Origin of the sequence: Corynebacterium sp. NML98-0116 (assembly GCF_001767255.1) — a bacterium.
GTDB lineage: Bacteria > Actinomycetota > Actinomycetes > Mycobacteriales > Mycobacteriaceae > Corynebacterium > Corynebacterium pseudogenitalium.
This window is the reverse complement of sequence record NZ_CP017639.1, coordinates 1,321,322-1,339,506: the sequence shown is the minus strand read 5'-3', so window position 1 is coordinate 1,339,506 and position 18,185 is coordinate 1,321,322. Positions and strand designations below refer to the sequence as shown.

The window sequence follows — 18,185 nt, the reverse complement described above, 5'->3', positions numbered from 1 at the left end:
ACAAAGGAGACGAGGAGCATTATGGCGAGTAGGGTTTTCCAGTGCCTCGAACCAGAAGAACGCGAACAAGGACTGCAGGCAGCAGAAGCCGCAGTGAAAGAGGGGCGTTGCATCGTCCTTCCTACTGACACCGTCTACGGCATCGGCGCCGACGCATTTAATAACCAGGCGGTGGCGACACTGCTGGCAACGAAGCGGCGGGGCCCCGATATGCCAGTGCCAGTGTTGGTAGGGTCTTGGACTACTATCCAGGGGCTGGTGCGGGAGTTCACGGACACCGCTAAAACTCTCGTTGAAGCGTTTTGGCCGGGAGGGCTTTCAATCGTCGTTCCGGAAGCCCCGAGCCTTCCCTGGAATCTCGGCGACACTCGTGGCACCGTGTTGTTGCGGATGCCGAATCAACCCCTGGCGCTTGAACTTCTGCAGCGAACTGGCCCGATGGCGGTCTCGTCGGCGAACCTGACGGGCAATCCACCAGCGCTCAACGCGGCTGCTGCACGCCAGCAGTTCGGGGAGGCAGTCGGCGTGTATCTCGAGGGTGGGCCCGCCGAAGTTGGCACCCCGTCAACGATTATCGATATTTCTGGCCCTAGCCCAGTCATCCTGCGAGAGGGAGCTATCAGCACGGAACGCATTGCTCAAGTCCTAAAACTTGACCCAGAGCAGTTGCGGAGGAAGTAGATGGGCGGCGCCGGAGTCCCGCTGCGTGAATTGGGCTTGGTTCTGCTTGTTGCCGCAGCGATCACCTACCTGCTCACAGGCGTGGTGCGCACAGCGCTCGTTCGGACGGGCAGGGTGGCAGAGATCCGCAAACGCGATGTGCATACCCAGCCGACGCCTTCTGTCGGTGGCCTTGCCATGTTTACAGGGCTCGTGTGCGCCCTTTTTCTTGCGCAGCAGCTCCCGGCGCTCACACGTGGGTTCGCACCGGTGACGCCCGAGATGACGGCAGTCTTCGCTGGTGCGAGCGGCATCGTGATTCTTGGAATTATCGACGACCTCTACGAGCTTGGGGCCGTCGTAAAGCTGTGCGGACAACTCTTGGTAGCTGGCCTCATGAGCTTTCTTGGACTGGTCTTTACCGTCTTTTACGTCCCGTTTGGGGAGGGGACCACGCTAATCCTCGATCAAGTGCAGGGTATGTTGTTGTCCGCGTTCTTCACTGTGTTGATTATCAACGCTGTGAACTTTGTTGATGGCATTGACGGACTCGCTGCTGGCCTGGGGATGATCGCCGGGGGAGCTATCCTTCTCTTCTCCCTCACTGTGCTCCACGACCAGGGTGGTGCTGTTTCGGCCTACCCGCCGGCGATCATTTGCTCGATTCTCGTCGGAATTTGTGCCGGGTTCTTGCCGCATAATTTCGAGCCTGCCCGAATTTTCATGGGGGACTCAGGCGCGATGCTTATTGGATTGCTGCTGGCAGCCGCGTCGACGTCAGCGTCGGGCAAGATCAACATGTCACTCTATGGGGCTGCGGACATGGTGGCATTAGTGAGCCCAATCATCGTTGTGCTTGCTGCAATTGCCTTGCCGTTGCTTGACCTGATTTGGGCGGTTATTCGACGGGTGATTCGTGGACAGCGACCGTGGGAGGCAGACGCCGGACATATTCACCACCGACTGCTTCGCCTCGGGCATACACACAGACGCACTGTTTTGGTCCTCTATATGTGGATTTCTGCAGTAGCCCTCGGTGCGGTGAGCTTTTCGATCGTCCCCACCCGATTTGCTGTAGCTTTTACCGTCCTTTCGTTGGTGGTGGCCTTTGTTGCGACGCTCATTCCATGGCTGAAAGGCAAGATCGGCCCGGTATCTGTGTAGGATGTCCAATCGTGGATACTCCAAAGAACCCTGTGACGCCGAACCTGGAAGTGTCAGACACTGAGCAGTATGAGGACCAACGGCGACCGCTGCTGCGCGCGCTGCGCTTCGGAACGTTGGCATTGCTGGCGCTGCTTATCATTTCGCTGATGGCATGGGGAGCCGTGAGCGGCGCGCCAGGTCTTTGGGCTGTATTGATGGGGGTCGGTATTGGTGGTGGCTTTGTGCTGTTGACCGCTATCAGTGTTCTTGTGACGTCAAATTCCACCCCTACAACCACGATGGCTGTCGTACTCGGCGGTTGGCTCATCAAGATGGTCGTCATCGTGCTTATCTTGCTTGGGCTTCGGAACGCGACGTTTTACGACTCGACAGCATTCGGCGTAACTACGATCGCGGCACTTGTTGTTGCGTTAGGCGCCGAAGCCATGGGGGTACTGAGCGTACGAACGGCATATATTCAGAAGCCTTAAGGCGTACAGACATTTGCGTTGCTACCCCCTCGTCTTGGGGTGGCAACGCTTTTCTATGTCGGAATGTAGGGGAATTACTACCGAATTTGTGGGTGTCTACCCCTTTTTGGAACGGGTGTGGGGGAAGTAACATTTTAGGTGAAAACGCCAGTACCAGCCATATTTAATGGCGTGGTACCGAAAAATGCTCAGAAGAAGCTTTGGAAGACCCCCTAAAGCGTGAAAATACGCTGTGACCTGTTAAAGTATCGGGCGGGTTAGTTAAGGTTTGCTGCTTCCTTATTTTTCGCTGGAAGAAGCACGAAAATACATCCCCTGTCCCGTGGTAGAAGATGTGCGACGGAGTCCGCCACGGAGACAGCTTGTTGGAGACGTCCATCGCACCGCACATTAAGTGCGGCCCGAGAACGGGAGAGAACGCTGAGCGTTACAACTTTGGCCATGAAGGGTACATTCCACGCACCCCAATTGGGTCCAGAATTTTTCCCGGGGCACACGTTCGACCAGTTTATTGGTGAAGATTTCGCCAATGGCTGGTTCGCGCTGGACCGTATCATGCTGGTTCGCCTGTTCATGGCGGCAGTACTGGTGGTCCTCTTTGTTATTGCTTTTAGGAAGCCAAAACTGGTTCCTAAGGGTCTGCAGAATATCGGTGAGTTGGGCGTGGATTTCGTCCGCATCCACATCGCCGAAGACACGCTGGGGAAGAAAGAGGGCCGGCGCTTCTTGCCGGTAATCGCGACAATCTTCTTCACGATCCTGTTCATGAATGTCGCCACGATCATCCCTGGCCTCAACATCTCGCCAAACGCACGTATCGGTATGCCGATTGTGTTGGCCGTTGTCGCCTACATCGCGATGATCTACGCGGGCGTGCAGCGCTACGGCGTTGCCTTCTTCAAGCACTCGACCGTGATTCCTGGGTTGCCGTTCGCTCTGCACTTCCTTGTTGTGCCGATCGAGTTCTTCTCGACGTTCATTCTGCGTCCGGTCACGCTGGCACTTCGTCTTATGGCGAACTTCCTGGCTGGCCACATCATTCTCGTTCTGCTGTACTCTGCTACGAACTTCTTCTTCTGGCAGATCTCGGCCTGGACGAGTGTGTCAGGGCTGACCCTGATCGCGGCGTTGCTGTTCACCCTGTATGAGTTAATCATTATCTTCCTGCAGGCGTACATCTTCGCTCTGTTGACTGCGGTGTACATCGAACTGTCGCTGCATGCAGACGCGCACTAACAAAGCGCAACCTACTGGTCAAACTGAATAAACCCCATACAAATTGTCACTCGTTTGTTTGCAGGAAGCGTTGCAAGCAAACACCAAGAAAGGGAACGACTTTCACATGAACGACATCATTCTTGCTCAGGCAGCAGCCGCTACCGAATACACCGGTCTCGGCACCATCGGCTACGGCCTCGCTACCATCGGCCCTGGTATCGGCATCGGCATGCTGGTCGGTAAGACCGTTGAGGGTATGGCACGTCAGCCAGAGATGGCCGGCCAGCTGCGTACCACCATGTTCCTGGGTATCGCCTTCGTTGAGGCACTTGCCCTGATTGGCCTCGTTGCAGGCTTCCTGTTCTAAAAAGAACTCACGAATTCCACGTACACTTTTTAGATCAGGAGCAACCAATGACTAACGTCAACGATATTTTCGTGTTGGCAGAGGGAGAGAAGCTTCCGCTTGAGACGGAGCCGTCCATTCTCCTGCCTGCCATGTACGACGTGGTTTGGTCGACCGTTGTCTTCGTCATCGTGTTCTTGCTCTTCTGGAAGTTTGTCCTTCCGAAGTTCCAGGAAGTACTGGCGGAGCGCGAAGACCGAATCAAGGGCGGCATTGAGCGTGCTCAGGTTGCCCAGGCCGAGGCTAAGGCTGCTCTAGAAAAGAACAACGCTGAACTCGCTGAGGCACGTGCCGAAGCTGCTGAGATCCGTGAAGCTGCCCGGGCAAAGGGCAAGGAGATTCAGGCAGAACTTCGTGAGCGCGCTGAGGAAGAGTCTCGTCGAATTGTTGAAGCAGGCGAAAAGCAGCTTCTGGCTTCCCGCGAGCAGGTCGTCGCTGAACTGCGCAACGAGATGGGTCAGAACTCCATCAGTCTGGCAGAGCGTCTGCTGGGTACCGAGCTTTCGGATGATACCCGCCGCTCGAACACGATTGATGCTTTCCTCGCCGAACTCGACAACGTTTCTACGAGGAAGTAGGCGAAATGAAGGCAGCTAGTCGCGAAGCACAAACAAAAGTTTCTGAGCAGCTTGATCAGCTGATTCAAGGGGCAGGGGACACCGTTGCTGTTGCATTGCAGCTTGGTACGGAACTGTTCCTGACCGTGGATCAGCTGGACGCCGAGCGTGCACTGCGCATCGCTGTCGCTGATAACTCGCTTGATGCCGCGCAGCGTCGCGGGATCATCAACGATGTTTTCGGTGCCAAGGTGGCAGAGCCTACGGCACAGATCCTTGCTGCAGCAGCTTCCGAGGAGTGGTCAAACCCGCGCGAGTTCCGCGCAGGCCTGATCAACCTAGGTCGACGCGCGCTGATGAAGGGCGCGGAGGCTCAAGGGCAGTTGGAGCAGGTCGAAAACGAGCTGTACCAACTCTCCACCTTGCTTGAGAAGGAGCGGAAGCTTACTCAGCTTCTCTCCGACCGAACCGCTACAGCCGCACAGAAGCGCGGTCTGCTTGCGAATGTCATTTACGGCAAGGTCACCACGGTTACTGAAGCGCTAGCTTTGCAGGTCATTGGCCGTCCAGAACACCACCCGGTAGACGATCTCGCTGCTCTGGCAGCTGACGTCGCCGCGTTGCGTGGGAAGGCCGTGGCACGTGTGGTCACCGCACAGGCGCTCTCTGATGCGCAGCGCGATGCACTGGCACAGAAACTTGAGAACATTTACGGTCGTGAGATGGCGATCCATTCTGAGGTTGACCCCAGCCTCCTCGGTGGACTGACCATCCGAGTCGGCGATGAACTGATTGACGGGTCGACGCGCGGTAAGTTGAACCGCATGCGCACCGACCTTCTCGCCAACGCGACCCTTTAGTAAGAGATAATGCTGGAACAAACTACCGAGAGCAGGAAGAACATGGCGGAGCTGACGATCTCCTCCGATGAGATCCGTAGCGCGATAGCGAACTACACCTCGAGCTACTCCGCGGAGGCCTCCCGTGAGGAGGTCGGCGTGGTGACTTCGGCTGCAGATGGTATTGCCCAGGTTTCCGGGCTGCCAGGATGCATGACGAATGAGCTGCTCGAGTTTCCGAACGGCGTCATTGGCGTCGCACAGAACCTTGAGACCGATTCGATCGGTGTCGTGGTTCTGGGTAATTTCGAGACCCTCACCGAGGGCGACCAAGTAAAGCGGACAGGCGAAGTTCTGTCCATCCCGGTTGGGGAGGAATTCCTCGGCCGCGTTATTAACCCACTGGGCCAGCCAATTGACGGCCTTGGTCCAATTGAATCCAACGAAGAGCGCGCGCTTGAGCTGCAGGCTGCAGGCGTTCTCGACCGCCAGCCGGTTGAGGAACCAATGCAGACCGGTATCAAGGCTATTGACGCCATGACCCCAATCGGTCGTGGTCAGCGTCAGCTCGTCATTGGTGACCGTAAGACTGGTAAGACTGCAGTCTGCATCGACACGATCCTGAACCAGAAGCACTTCTGGGAGACCGGAGATCCGTCGAAGCAGGTTCGTTGCATCTACGTCGCGGTGGGCCAGAAGGGCTCCACGATCGCTGGCGTTCGTGCAACCCTCGAGCAGCACGGCGCGCTTGAGTACACCACGATTGTGGCTGCACCTGCATCCGACTCCGCAGGCTTCAAGTGGCTCGCACCATTCTCTGGTGCAGCGCTGGGCCAGCACTGGATGTACCAGGGCAAGCACGTGCTGGTGATTTACGATGACCTGACCAAGCAGGCAGAGGCATACCGTGCCATCTCGTTGCTGCTGCGTCGTCCACCAGGCCGCGAGGCATACCCAGGTGACGTGTTCTACCTGCACTCTCGTCTGCTGGAGCGTGCTGCGAAGCTCAACGATGAGCTGGGTGCAGGCTCGTTGACCGCACTGCCGATCATCGAGACGAAGGCTAACGACGTGGGTGCGTTCATTCCTACCAACGTCATCTCGATTACAGACGGCCAGGTCTTCCTCCAGTCCGACCTCTTCAACCAGGGTGTTCGCCCGGCTATTGACGTGGGTATCTCCGTGTCCCGTGTCGGTGGCGCTGCGCAGACTAAGGGTATGAAGAAGGTTGCAGGTAACCTGCGTCTCGACCTTGCTGCCTACCGTGACCTGGAAGCGTTCGCTGCGTTCGCGTCCGACCTCGATGCAGCTTCGAAGCGCCAGCTCGAGCGCGGTCAGCGTCTCGTAGAGCTCCTCAAGCAGTCGGAGAACGCTCCGCAGCCTGTTGAGTTCCAGATCGTATCTATCTGGCTTGCAAACGAAGGCGCCTTTGACGTCGTTCCCGTCGAAGACGTGCGTCGCTACGAGTTCGAGCTGCAGGAGCACATTCGCTCCGTCGCTCCGGAAGTCTACGAACAGATCTCCGGTGGCGCTGCGCTCGACGATACGAGCAAGCAGACGCTGCTGCGCGTCAATGATGACTTCGCTCGCTCGTTCCAGTCCTCCACCGGTGAGCACATCGTGCGCGAGCCAGAGGCGGATCCGCTGGACAAGCGTGAGGTCAAGAAAAATACCCTTAACGTCGGCCGTCCCAAGAAGTAATTCTTGGAACAAGACGTAAACGTCTACATATAGGAAGGGAGGAGAGTAAACCATGGCAACACTTCGCGAACTACGTGACCGTATTAGGTCCGTAAACTCCACGAAGAAAATCACTAAAGCCCAGGAGCTGATCGCGACTTCGCAGATCACCAAGGCACAGCAGCGCGTCGAAGCGGCAAAGCCGTATGCCGACGAGTTGAAAGACGTCATGGAACGCCTCGCAGCTGCGAGCTCCCTCGATCACCCCATGCTCCGTGAGCGTGAGAATGGTCGAGTCGCAGCAGTCCTCGTGGTCACATCAGACCGCGGTATGGCCGGCGGGTATAACCACAACGTGTTGAAGAAGGCAGCAGAGCTCGAGCGCATGCTTGAGGAAGCTGGCTACGAAGTCGTCCGCTACATCACGGGCGGTAAGGGCGTAACCCACTACCGTTTCCGCGATATGGAGGTCGAAGGCTCTTGGACCGGTTGGTCCCAGAAGCCTTCGTGGGAAGCGACCCACGACGTTCGTCGCCACCTGATCGACGGCTTCATGGCGAGCTCTGAAGGGACCGCTAAGTGGCGCGAGGGCCTGCACGGCCCTGAGGGTCAGGAGGTTCGTGGCTTCGACCAGGTACACGTGGTGTACACAGAATTTGTGTCGATGTTGACACAAGAAGCCAGGGTGCACCAGTTGCTCCCAATTGAGCCGGTGCTTGAGGATTACGAGTACGAGCAGGAAGACATGCTCACCACAAGCGGGGATGTGCAACCGGACATGGATTTCGAACCTGATGCGGATACGCTGATGGACGAACTGCTTCCGGCGTATGTTTCTCGCTCGCTGTACTCGATTTTCTTGGAGGCATCTGCAGCGGAGTCCGCTTCACGTCGTACGGCGATGAAGAACGCTACGGACAATGCGACCGAATTGGCGAACAACTTGTCCCGTGAGGCTAACCAAGCCCGTCAGGCAAAAATTACCCAGGAAATCACCGAGATTATCGGCGGCGCTGGCGCGCTGTCTGGTAGTGGAGAAAGTGACTAAATCATGACTACTGCTCACTCTTACGACGAGCTCGGCGAGGAGCCAACGGGTCAGGCTCAGAATGAGTCCGATTTCGCTCAGAACCCGGCAGGGTCTGAGAATGGCCGCGTCGTGCGCGTCATCGGCGCAGTCGTCGACGTGGAGTTCCCGCGTGGCGAGCTGCCCGCTTTGTACAACGCGCTTGAGGTTGACATCGACCTCGGCGAAATGTCCCGCACCATCGTGCTTGAGGTGGCCCAGTTCTTGGGTGACAGCCTCGTCCGCACGATCGCCATGGCACCAACCGACGGTCTGGTTCGTGGCGCACAGGTACGCGACTCCGGCAATCCGATCTCCGTTCCGGTTGGCGACCAGGTCAAGGGCCACGTGTTTAACGCGCTTGGTCAGTGCTTGGACGACCCATCGGTCGGCGTCGGTGGTGAGCGATGGGGCATCCACCGCGAGCCACCAGCGTTCAAGGACTTGGAAGGTAAGACCGAGATCCTTGAGACCGGCATTAAGGTCATCGACCTGCTTACCCCTTACGTGAAGGGTGGCAAGATTGGCCTCTTCGGTGGTGCTGGTGTCGGTAAGACAGTTCTCATCCAGGAGATGATTACGCGTATTGCACGCGAGTTCTCCGGTACCTCCGTGTTCGCCGGCGTCGGCGAACGTACCCGTGAGGGTACGGACCTCTTCCTCGAGATGGAGGACATGGGCGTTCTTCCAGATACGGCCCTTGTTTTCGGCCAGATGGATGAGCCGCCAGGGGTTCGTATGCGTGTCGCGCTGTCCGGCCTGACCATGGCGGAGTACTTCCGCGATGTTCAGAACCAGGACGTGCTCCTGTTCATCGATAACATCTTCCGTTTCACCCAGGCTGGTTCTGAGGTTTCGACCCTGCTGGGTCGTATGCCATCGGCCGTGGGCTACCAGCCAACGCTGGCAGACGAGATGGGTGTTCTCCAGGAACGCATTACCTCGACCAAGGGCCGTTCGATTACGTCGCTGCAGGCAGTTTATGTTCCGGCTGACGACTACACCGACCCGGCTCCGGCCACGACCTTCGCTCACCTGGACGCGACGACCGAGCTTTCGCGTTCCATTGCTTCCAAGGGTATTTACCCAGCAGTGGATCCGCTGACCTCGACCTCGCGCATCCTTGAGCCAGGTATCGTTGGCGAGCGTCACTACGAGGTTGCACAGCGAGTTATCGGTATTCTGCAGAAGAACAAGGAACTGCAGGACATCATCGCAATTCTCGGTATGGACGAGCTTTCCGAAGAGGATAAGGTCACGGTTATGCGTGCTCGTAAGATCGAGCGCTTCCTGGGCCAGAACTTCTTCGTCGCTAAGAAGTTCACCGGCGACGAGGGCTCCTACGTACCTCTCGAGGAGACCATCGATGCCTTCGAGAAGCTGTGCAACGGTGAATTCGATGCATACCCAGAGCAGGCATTCAACGGCCTGGGTGGCTTGGATGACGTTGAGGCTGCCTACAAGAAGCTGCAGGGCTAGGAGGCAATAATGGCTGAACTTACCGCTCAATTAGTCTCGGTAGACCGTTTGCTCTGGAAGGGTCCAGCAAGCATCGTGACTGCTCAGACTACCGAAGGTGAGATCGGCATTCTGCCTGGCCACGAACCCATCCTTGGTCAGCTCAAGGACAATGGTGTCGTGACCATCCGCCCAATCGACGGCGAGCGCATCGTCGCCGCCGTCCAGGGTGGGTTCCTTTCCGTGCAAGGTGACAAAGTGACCATTCTTGCGGATTACGCCATCTTCGCCCACGAAGTGAATCGTGATGAAGCTCAGGCAGAGCTTCAGAACATTGATGACGCACTCGCGAAGTCTCGTGCAGAGGCCGAGCTTGCTGCCGTCCGTCGCAGTGAATCTCGCTAACGCGGTCACCGCGTAGGAGGAAGGTAGAGCGCCACGCTCAACCTTGTAAAGCCCCGCTGTTTTAGCAGCGGGGCTTTCCGTTTCTTCGTTGCTTGCACTGGCAGCGAAGGTCGCTAAAATGAAGCGCATACTTTCATCAAGGTCGGTTTGAACGAAGCAGAGGTGCAATGTGATCGTTTTACTGTACGTGGCATTGTTCTTTGTGTTCTTTGTTATCACTGTGTGCGTGTGGCGCTTTTTAATGTTCCGCAACTCCGGCGCGATAGGCCTGTTCCGACAACTCCCGGCCACCGGGGTCCACGGTTGGCGCCACGGTGTGCTAATCTATCACGCGGAGGAGCTCCGTTTTTATAAACTGCGGTCCTTGTCATTCCAGTACGACATGTGCATTGAGCGCACCCAGACCAGCTTCGAGGGAATGCGAGCGCTGAGTCAAGAAGAGCAGTCGTTCATGCCAGGGATTAAGGAAGCCGTACTGCTGCACGGTGCCGATGGCGATATTGAATTCGCGGGCCAGAAGCGCGCGCAGATGGCGTTGATTTCATGGATTGAGTCTGCACCTGATGAGCGGCAGGAAAAGGTTGATTACGAGGCGCTGCGTCGGCGTGCGCTGCGTGACCGCGGCCGCGATCAGCGCTACTAGCGGGATAATTCCGTACAGAATGACACGACCGGTAGCCTAGTATCCATGCGTCTTGTCATTGCTCGCTGTTCAGTAGATTATGTTGGTCGTCTCGATGCGCATTTGCCGTCTGCGCTTCGCCTTATTTTGATGAAAGCTGACGGGTCTGTGTCGATCCACGCAGACGACCGTGCTTATAAACCACTGAACTGGATGACACCGCCGTGCACGATACGTGAACAAGCCGTCGTGGATATTGATGGGGAAGACACGGGGGACGAGTTGTGGATCGTGGAGAACCCAAAAGGCGAACAGCTTCGCATAACGGTCGAGGAGATCGTGTCTGATACCAACGTGGAGCTCGGTGAAGATCCAGGTCTTGTGAAGGACGGGGTGGAAGCGCACCTACAGGAGCTGTTGGCTGAGCATATTTCTACGCTCGGCGATGGGTTTACGCTCGTCCGCCGTGAGTATCCGACGGCGATTGGCCCAGTTGACCTGCTCGCCAAGGATGCAGACGGCAAGACAGTTGCCGTTGAGGTGAAACGCCGGGGAGGGATCGACGGCGTCGAGCAGCTCAGCAGGTATGTTGAACTGCTTAACCGCGATAGCGTACTTCGTCCAGTACAGGGTGTGATCGCTGCGCAGGAGATTAAGCCTCAGGCCCGCACGCTCGCGGAAGATCGTGGTTTTCGCTGTATTGTGCTGGACTATGACGACCTGCGTGGAATTGAATCAGATGAGCTGCGCCTGTTCTAGAGGAGCGATGTAGCAGTGCCGCGAAGAAATCGGCGTCAAAACATCCAGCCGAGCTATATACTCCCGCGGGATGGGTCCACCTTTATCGGCACCCAGGAAATGGAAGGGCCGCGGTGGACGCATGGTGAGATCTACAAAGTGCGACAGATTGGCTCTTCCGCAGCGCGGAAGTTCTACGTGTGCCCGGGATGTAATCAGAACATTCCTCCGGGAGTAGCCCATGTCGTTGCGTGGCCGAAAGAAGTGGGGCGCGGGGCGGATGATCGTCGGCACTGGCATAAACATTGTTGGTCGAGGCGGTAGGGTATGAGGCATGATTGCAGCATTTTCAGTAGCACCAGCCGTCACTGACACGCCGAACGCGGAGATGTCGCAGGCCGTGGCACGCGCCGTGAAAGTAGTTCGTGAATCGGGGCTGCCGAATGAGACGACAGCCATGTTCACCACGGTTGAGGGTGAATGGGACGAAGTCATGGACGTTATTAAGCGTGCGACGCAAGCGGTGGAGGAAGTGTCTCCACGTGTTTCGCTGGTGATTAAGGCGGATATCCGCCGTGGGTTTACAGATATGCTCCACCAGAAGATGGAGTCTTTGAACAAGCATCTTGAGGAGAACTAGGACGTGACAGGACCACAATTTACGGCAGGGGCCGTTGATTTAGCTCAGGTAGCGAAGCAAGCGGAGGCCCGCGAGGAAATGCAGCGCGAGGGGTTTGTCCCAGTATTTACGGTTACTGAGGCAGATTTGGAAGCCAAGGTACTGCAGCGCTCAATGCAGATTCCGGTTGTCGTTCATGTCGGTAGTGCGCGTTCAGCTGATTCGGAGTCGCTACGGGCGACGTTGACCAAGTTGGCTACCGGTCAGCGAGGATTCGCGTACGCATACGTTGATGCTGATGCCACTCCGCAGATCGCGCAGGCGCTTGGTGTACGGATTGTTCCGACTACGCTCGCGCTTGCTGCTGGGCGCCCACTGACGAGCTTCGAGGGGGATCAGTCGGAGGAAGAATTGAAGCCTTGGCTCGAGGCATTGGTGAGCAACGTTGGCAGGCAGTTGCAGGGCCTAGACGAGGAGCCCGTTGAGGATGCTGCCCCAGCAGAGGACCCGCGTTTGGAAGAGGCAGCTCGTGCGATGCAGGCAGGTGATTTCGATCAGGCTACGGCTATCTACGATGCGATGCTGAGCGAGGAGCCTGGTAACAAAGAGGTTGCGCAGGCGAAGGCGACGGTGGCCGTCGTCAAGCGGCTTGACCCTGCGAACTTGTCGGTTGATCCTATTGCTGATGCTGCGGAGCACCCTGACGATGTCGCGAAACAGCTGGTGGCTGCTGATGCTGAGCTCGTGTCCGGTGCGCCTGAGAAAGCATTCGACCGTCTGTTGGGCTTGGTCAAGCAGTCACCGGAGGCGAAAGAGCGACTGCTCGAGCTCTTCGGGCTTTTCGACGCCAGCGATCCGCGAGTATTGTCCGCTCGTACGAAGCTTGCGAGTGCACTGTTCTAACGAAACATGCAAAAGCCCGGACCTGCAGGAACTTCTGAGGCCCGGGCTTTGTTGATTTAGCGGCGAAGCTTGTACAGCTGTGCGCTCATCGCTGGGACGTGCAGCTCGATCGAGTGCGGGAATCGATCCCACTCGACGTCGTCGCTATGCACGGTGTGTGGCAGGTCGTTGTTAGCGCCACCGTAGACACCTGCGTCCGTGTTGATGAGTAGTTCCCACTCACCGTCGACTGGTAGGCCGATCCGGTAGTGCGGCTGCGAAGAACCGGACATGTTGATGACGGCCAACACAGGGTTGCCCTCGGTATCCCACCGGAGGTAGGCGAGGATGTTGTGCTGTGAGTCGTCGCCCTTGACCCACTGGAATCCGGCAGGCACGTTGTCCTGCGCGTACAACGCAGGGGTGTCGACGTACACTCGGTTGAGGTCGCGAACCAGTTGCTGGATACCGCGGTGGTACTCGTGGCCCCAGCCGTCGGAAATATTATCCCAGTTGATTGAGTTCGCTTCGTCCCACTCGGTGGTCTGGCCCCAGTCACAGCCCATGAAGAGGAGCTGCTTGCCTGGGTGGGAGAACATATAGCCGAAGAGCGTGCGAAGGCCTGCAGCCTTGTTCCAGTCATCGCCTGGCATGCGCTGCCAGAGGGAGCCCTTGCCGTGGACTACTTCGTCGTGGCTAAACGGCAGGACGTACTGCTCGGAAAACGCGTAGACCAGTGAGAACGTGATTTCGTTGTGGTGGTATGAGCGGTGAATCGGGTCGAGAGAGAAGTACTCGAGGGTGTCGTTCATCCAGCCCATGTTCCACTTCAGGGAGAAACCGAGGCCGTCGTTTTCCGTCATAGCGGTCACGCCTGGCCAAGCAGTAGACTCCTCCGCGATGGTCACGATGCCTGGGTGGTTGCGGTGAACCGTTGCGTTCATCTCTTGCAGGAATTGGACGGCGTCCCAGTTTTCGCGCCCACCAAACTGGTTCGGGAGCCATTCGCCAGGCTGGCGGGAGTAATCGAGGTAGAGCATTGATGCGACGGCGTCGACGCGGAGGCCATCGATGTGGAACTCTTCGCACCAGTACAGGGCGTTAGCGACCAGGAAGTTGCGAACTTCGTTGCGTCCGAAGTCAAAGACGTAGGTGCCCCAGTCTTTCTGCTCACCACGGCGCCAGTCGGGGTGCTCGTAGAGGGCGGTGCCGTCGAAGCGGGCGAGTGCCCAGTCATCCTTCGGGAAGTGGGCTGGCACCCAGTCGACGATGACCCCGATGCCTGCTGCGTGTAGGTCGTTGACGAGTGCGCGGAAATCATCTGGAGTTCCCCAACGGGCGGTTGGAGCGTAGTACCCCGTGACCTGGTAGCCCCAAGAGCCACCGAATGGATGCTCGGCTACCGGGAGGAACTCGACATGGGTGAAGCCGTTTTCCATGAGGTACGGTACGAGCTCGTCGCGCATCGTCTGGAAGGTTGCGCCCTTCTTCCATGAGCCGACGTGGCACTCGTAGACGCTCATTGGGGAGTTGGTCGGGTCTGCTTCGCAGCGCTTTTGCGCCCAATCCTCATCTGTCCACTTGAACTCGGAAGGGGCGGCAACCACGGAGACGGTCTCTGGAGGTGTCAGCGTTTGCTTCGCCAGAGGGTCGGCCTTGTCGATGCGACGGCCGTCGGACGTCTGTCCTGCAAATTTGTACGTGGTGCCTGCCTCAATGCCCGGGATGAAGATCTCCCACACTCCAGTCGAACCGAGGACGCGCATCGGGTACTGGTTTGGGTTCCATGCACAGAAGTCACCGACGACGGCTACGCCCTGTGCGTTCGGGGCCCATACAGCGAACGAGGTACCAGTGACGGTGCCGAGCGTCGTCTCGTAGGTACGGACGTTGGCGCCGAGCACCTCCCAGAGACGCTCGTGGCGGCCTTCGCTAATCAGGTGCAGGTCGAGCGTGCCGAGTGTAGGCAGGAAGTGATATGCGTCGGCGACGGTCACCGGGTCGCCCTCGGGGTAGTGCACCTTGAAGCGATAGTCGGGCGCAGTGGTGTCGGTCAAGCCGATCGCCCAAATATCGTCGCCAAGGGACTGCATTTGCCGGATCTCATCGTGGATGAGTAACTCGACGTTCGTTGCGCCGAGGAATCGGGTGCGAATGAGGGAGCCCTCGGGTGCTGCGTGCCATCCGTAGAAGTCGTGCGGTGCGTGGTGCTTGCATTCGAGGAGGCGGTGCCGATCGTGTGCCGGGATCAGCAGTGCTGGGTTGACTGAATTTGCAGACATAATGATCTTTCTAGCGTCTGTTTGGTCGCGGTTGTTATGGGCGGTAGTCGTGATCTGAAATTTGTCGGAATGCGAGCGCTTCTCGCTTCTGCGGCGCAACATCAGGCAGCTTCAGAATGTGAGCGACGTTGACTTCCGGTGCGAGGCGCACGTAGTTTTCTGATCCCCAGTCGTAGTACGCGTCAGTTACCAAGTCATGGACGGCAAACTGCGCACCATATTCGAGACCAACTGCCGGCGCGTCGAGGTACAGCGTGCCTTCCTGCGCGTTCCAAGGGTCGAGATTAACGACGACGAGGACCGCGTTGCCAGAGATCGCATCGACCTTCGAGTACGCGAGGATCTGGTCGTTGTCCACGTGATGGAAGCGAATTTGACGTAGCTGCTGCAGCGCAGGCTGCGCCTTGCGGAAGCGGTTCAGCGAAGTGATGTAAGGCTCTAGAGACTGCCCGTTATCGAGGGCTGTCTGGAAGTCGCGTGGGCGCAGTTCATACTTCTCGGAGTGGTTGTACTCTTCGCTACCTTCTGCGACGGCTTCGCCTTCGAAGAGCTCAAAGCCGGAATATACGCCCCACAATGGGCTCATTGTGGCGGCAAGCGTGGCGCGAATTGCGAACGCGGCTGGACCTCCGTACTGCAGCGAGGCGTGCAAGATGTCAGGCGTGTTCACGAAGAGGTTCGGGCGCGAGACATCCGCGACGTCGACCATGTGCTCAGCGAAGTCGATGAGGTCACCCTTAGATACTTTCCAGGTGAAGTGAGTGTAGGACTGGGAGAACCCTGCCTTCGACAGCCCGTACATCACTGGTGGGCGGGTAAACGCTTCGGCCAAGAAGATGACGTCGGGGTGCGTCTCGTGGACGCGGGTGATCAACCAGTGCCAGAAGTTCACCGGCTTCGTGTGCGGATTGTCCACACGGAACGTTCGGATGCCCAGGTCTACCCAGTACATGACAACCCGGTAAATCTCCTCGTAGACCTTCTCCGGGTTGTTATCGAAGTTGATCGGGTAGATGTCCTGGTACTTTTTCGGCGGGTTCTCGGCGTAAGCAATCGTGCCGTCTTCCAAGATGGTGAAGAAGTCGGGGTGCTCGCTCGCCCAAGGGTGATCCGGCGCAGCCTGCAAGGCCAAATCCAGCGCTACCTCCAATCCGAGTTCGTGCGCATGGTCAAGCATCGCGCAAAACTCTTTCTCACCACCGAGCTGCGGGTGGAAGGCATCGTGCCCACCGTCTCGTGAACCGATCGCCCACGGGGAGCCGACATCACCCTCCTCGGCGACAAGTGTGTTGTCTTTGCCCTTCCGGTTGATCTCACCGATTGGGTGGATAGGAGGGAAGTAGACCGTGTCAAAGCCCATTGCAGCAACGCGATCGAGCGCCTTCGCAGTGGTAGCCCAGGTACCGTGAACCGGGTTGCCTTCATCGTCCCAACCGCCGGTGGAACGCGGGAAGAGCTCGTACCACGAGTTCACCAGCGCATCGCGTCGTTCTACGTAGATATCGCAAATAGGCCCATGGGTGACGAGCTCCCGAAGCGGAAAAGCATTGAGTACTTCGAGTACTTCGTCAGAAATGCCGGCGAGAATTCGTTCAGCCAGTGGCAGCGCGGGATTATCAAGCGCCGCAGCGGCCCGTTCGAGCACCTCGCGGTCTGGGGCCGGAGTCTGCGCAATTGCGGCTTCAAAAAGGTGGATGCCGTGGGCGATGTCGTTCGCCATTTCTTCGGTAGTCTGCCCGGCCTCCAGCTTCTTTGTGACGGCGTTGCGCCACGTCGCCATGACGTCACTCCACGCATCAACGCGGTAGCGCCACAGCCCCTGAGCATCGGGGACAAACACCGCATGGGTGTAGTCCGGGCGGTACGGTTCTTGCTGCATGTGAATGGAGTACTGTTCTCCATTCGGATCCGTAATAACCAAGCTTGCAGCGATAGCGTCGTGGCCTTCTCTCCACACCAGGGCAGAGACTGGCACAACCTCACCTACCACCGCCTTTGCCGGAAGAGTTCGCCCGGAAACTTGAGGGCGTACGTCGTCGATACCAAAGCGTGCAACCATGTCGTTTTTGTCCTCACATGTGGCCGATGGAAGTCGGACACACCTATAGGTGTGCTCTTTCTTCTCTCAGACTAGCTAACTCTCGCGTTAAATATCGACATAAGGGTTCGCTTTCATCCGTGGCGATTCTCATACAACGATATGGTTACACTGAGAACTCAGTCGCTTGTTTTTCTATCCACCAAGACGCCGAAGTAGAAAGAAGCCAGAATGGTAGCCGTGAACGAACCAACCACTGATCCAGATCTGCTTATCGACTTCCGAGGAGTCGAGTTTATTCGCGGAGGCAACACGCTTGTTGGCCCTATCGACTGGCAGGTGGAGCTCGACGAACGTTGGGTCATCGTCGGCCCAAATGGCGCCGGCAAGACCACACTGATCCGAATGGCGGCTGCCCAAGAGTTCCCATCGCGCGGCGTCGCATTCGTACTCGGAGAGCGCATCGGTAAAACAGATATGCGTGACCTTCGCGCGGCAATCGGATTGACGTCCTCAGCGATTGCTTCGATGATTCCGCCAAGTGAAAAAGTTGGCGACGTCGTCGTCTCCGCAGGCTACGCGGTCGTCGGGCGTTGGCGCGAGCAGTACGAGGACGTCGACTACGAGCAAGCACTCGAAGTCCTGGAACAGGTCGGGGCTATGCACCTTATCGACCGCACGTGGGGAACGCTCTCAGATGGAGAAAAGAAGCGCGTCCTCATCGCCCGCGCGGTCATGATCGACCCAGAACTGCTCATCATGGACGAACCGGCGGCAGGTATGGATCTCGGCGGACGCGAGGACCTCATCGCATACCTCGGCGACCTCGCACTCGACCCCGATGCGCCAGCTATGGTGATGATCACCCACCATCTGGAAGAAATCCCATATGGTTTTACACATGCCTTGCTGCTCGACGAAGGAACAGTGATCGCCCAAGGTCTTATCGAAGACGTATTGACCAGTGAAAACGTCTCTAAGGCGTATCATCAGCCAATCGAAGTGCAGCACGACGACGGCCGGTTCTATGCACGCCGTGCACGAAGCGCACGAAGTGGTGCGCACCGCGCATAACACC

Annotated in this window: 19 protein-coding genes; 17 read left to right on the top strand and 2 right to left on the bottom strand. The window is 57.6% G+C overall.

Annotation, left to right across the window (positions count from 1 at the left end):
- The first annotated feature begins 21 nt into the window (after positions 1-21).
- From BJP05_RS06020 to BJP05_RS05950, 16 genes are all read left to right on the top strand, one after another.
- Positions 22-681 carry an L-threonylcarbamoyladenylate synthase gene (locus BJP05_RS06020; protein ID WP_070362619.1) on the top strand — a complete coding sequence of 220 codons (660 nt, stop codon included), beginning with the start codon at positions 22-24 and terminating at the stop codon, positions 679-681.
- The gene (locus BJP05_RS06015; protein ID WP_070362618.1) at positions 682-1,824 is read left to right on the top strand and encodes an MraY family glycosyltransferase; all 1,143 of its coding nucleotides are present in this window, start codon (positions 682-684) and stop codon (positions 1,822-1,824) included.
- Between the two features lie 11 nt (positions 1,825-1,835).
- Positions 1,836-2,297 (top strand): hypothetical protein, encoded by a 462-nt coding sequence (locus BJP05_RS06010; protein ID WP_240492719.1) that lies wholly within the window; start codon positions 1,836-1,838, stop codon positions 2,295-2,297.
- Positions 2,298-2,738: 441 nt separating this feature from the next.
- Positions 2,739-3,533 (top strand): F0F1 ATP synthase subunit A, encoded by a 795-nt coding sequence (atpB, locus tag BJP05_RS06005; protein ID WP_070362617.1) that lies wholly within the window; start codon positions 2,739-2,741, stop codon positions 3,531-3,533.
- 106 nt (positions 3,534-3,639) lie between these two features.
- Positions 3,640-3,882 carry an ATP synthase F0 subunit C gene (locus BJP05_RS06000; RefSeq protein ID WP_070362616.1) on the top strand — a complete coding sequence of 81 codons (243 nt, stop codon included), beginning with the start codon at positions 3,640-3,642 and terminating at the stop codon, positions 3,880-3,882.
- Between the two features lie 47 nt (positions 3,883-3,929).
- The gene (locus BJP05_RS05995) at positions 3,930-4,499 is read left to right on the top strand and encodes a F0F1 ATP synthase subunit B (protein ID WP_070362615.1); all 570 of its coding nucleotides are present in this window, start codon (positions 3,930-3,932) and stop codon (positions 4,497-4,499) included.
- Positions 4,500-4,504: 5 nt separating this feature from the next.
- Positions 4,505-5,338, top strand: coding sequence for a F0F1 ATP synthase subunit delta (locus tag BJP05_RS05990; RefSeq protein WP_070362614.1), 834 nt, complete (start codon positions 4,505-4,507; stop codon positions 5,336-5,338).
- A gap of 9 nt (positions 5,339-5,347) precedes the next feature.
- Complete coding sequence (gene atpA, locus BJP05_RS05985) at positions 5,348-7,018, top strand: F0F1 ATP synthase subunit alpha (protein ID WP_070362613.1); 1,671 nt, start codon at positions 5,348-5,350, stop codon at positions 7,016-7,018.
- Positions 7,019-7,070: 52 nt separating this feature from the next.
- Complete coding sequence (locus BJP05_RS05980) at positions 7,071-8,045, top strand: F0F1 ATP synthase subunit gamma (RefSeq protein ID WP_070362612.1); 975 nt, start codon at positions 7,071-7,073, stop codon at positions 8,043-8,045.
- Between the two features lie 3 nt (positions 8,046-8,048).
- Complete coding sequence (gene atpD, locus BJP05_RS05975; protein ID WP_070362611.1) at positions 8,049-9,542, top strand: F0F1 ATP synthase subunit beta; 1,494 nt, start codon at positions 8,049-8,051, stop codon at positions 9,540-9,542.
- Positions 9,543-9,551: 9 nt separating this feature from the next.
- Positions 9,552-9,926 carry a F0F1 ATP synthase subunit epsilon gene (locus tag BJP05_RS05970; protein ID WP_070362610.1) on the top strand — a complete coding sequence of 125 codons (375 nt, stop codon included), beginning with the start codon at positions 9,552-9,554 and terminating at the stop codon, positions 9,924-9,926.
- Positions 9,927-10,095: 169 nt separating this feature from the next.
- Complete coding sequence (locus tag BJP05_RS05965; protein WP_070362609.1) at positions 10,096-10,569, top strand: DUF2550 domain-containing protein; 474 nt, start codon at positions 10,096-10,098, stop codon at positions 10,567-10,569.
- Between the two features lie 45 nt (positions 10,570-10,614).
- Positions 10,615-11,307 (top strand): endonuclease NucS, encoded by a 693-nt coding sequence (nucS, locus tag BJP05_RS05960; RefSeq protein ID WP_070362608.1) that lies wholly within the window; start codon positions 10,615-10,617, stop codon positions 11,305-11,307.
- 15 nt (positions 11,308-11,322) lie between these two features.
- Positions 11,323-11,610, top strand: coding sequence for a hypothetical protein (locus BJP05_RS11435; protein WP_071573411.1), 288 nt, complete (start codon positions 11,323-11,325; stop codon positions 11,608-11,610).
- A gap of 10 nt (positions 11,611-11,620) precedes the next feature.
- Positions 11,621-11,926, top strand: a complete 306-nt coding sequence (locus tag BJP05_RS05955; protein ID WP_070362607.1) for an MTH1187 family thiamine-binding protein — start codon at positions 11,621-11,623, stop codon at positions 11,924-11,926.
- 3 nt (positions 11,927-11,929) lie between these two features.
- Positions 11,930-12,808 (top strand): tetratricopeptide repeat protein, encoded by an 879-nt coding sequence (locus BJP05_RS05950; protein ID WP_070362606.1) that lies wholly within the window; start codon positions 11,930-11,932, stop codon positions 12,806-12,808.
- Between the two features lie 56 nt (positions 12,809-12,864).
- Here the strand turns inward: BJP05_RS05950 and glgB are convergent, their stop codons facing one another.
- Positions 12,865-15,069 carry a 1,4-alpha-glucan branching protein GlgB gene (glgB, locus tag BJP05_RS05945; RefSeq protein ID WP_205634827.1) on the bottom strand — a complete coding sequence of 735 codons (2,205 nt, stop codon included), beginning with the start codon at positions 15,067-15,069 and terminating at the stop codon, positions 12,865-12,867.
- 34 nt (positions 15,070-15,103) lie between these two features.
- On the bottom strand, positions 15,104-17,128 hold the full coding sequence (locus BJP05_RS05940; protein WP_070362605.1) for a maltotransferase domain-containing protein: 2,025 nt from the start codon (positions 17,126-17,128) through the stop codon (positions 15,104-15,106).
- 210 nt (positions 17,129-17,338) lie between these two features.
- On the opposite strand from BJP05_RS05940, the gene BJP05_RS05935 reads away from it, so the two are divergent.
- Positions 17,339-18,181, top strand: coding sequence for an ABC transporter ATP-binding protein (locus BJP05_RS05935; RefSeq protein ID WP_070362604.1), 843 nt, complete (start codon positions 17,339-17,341; stop codon positions 18,179-18,181).
- The last annotated feature ends 4 nt before the right edge of the window (positions 18,182-18,185 follow it).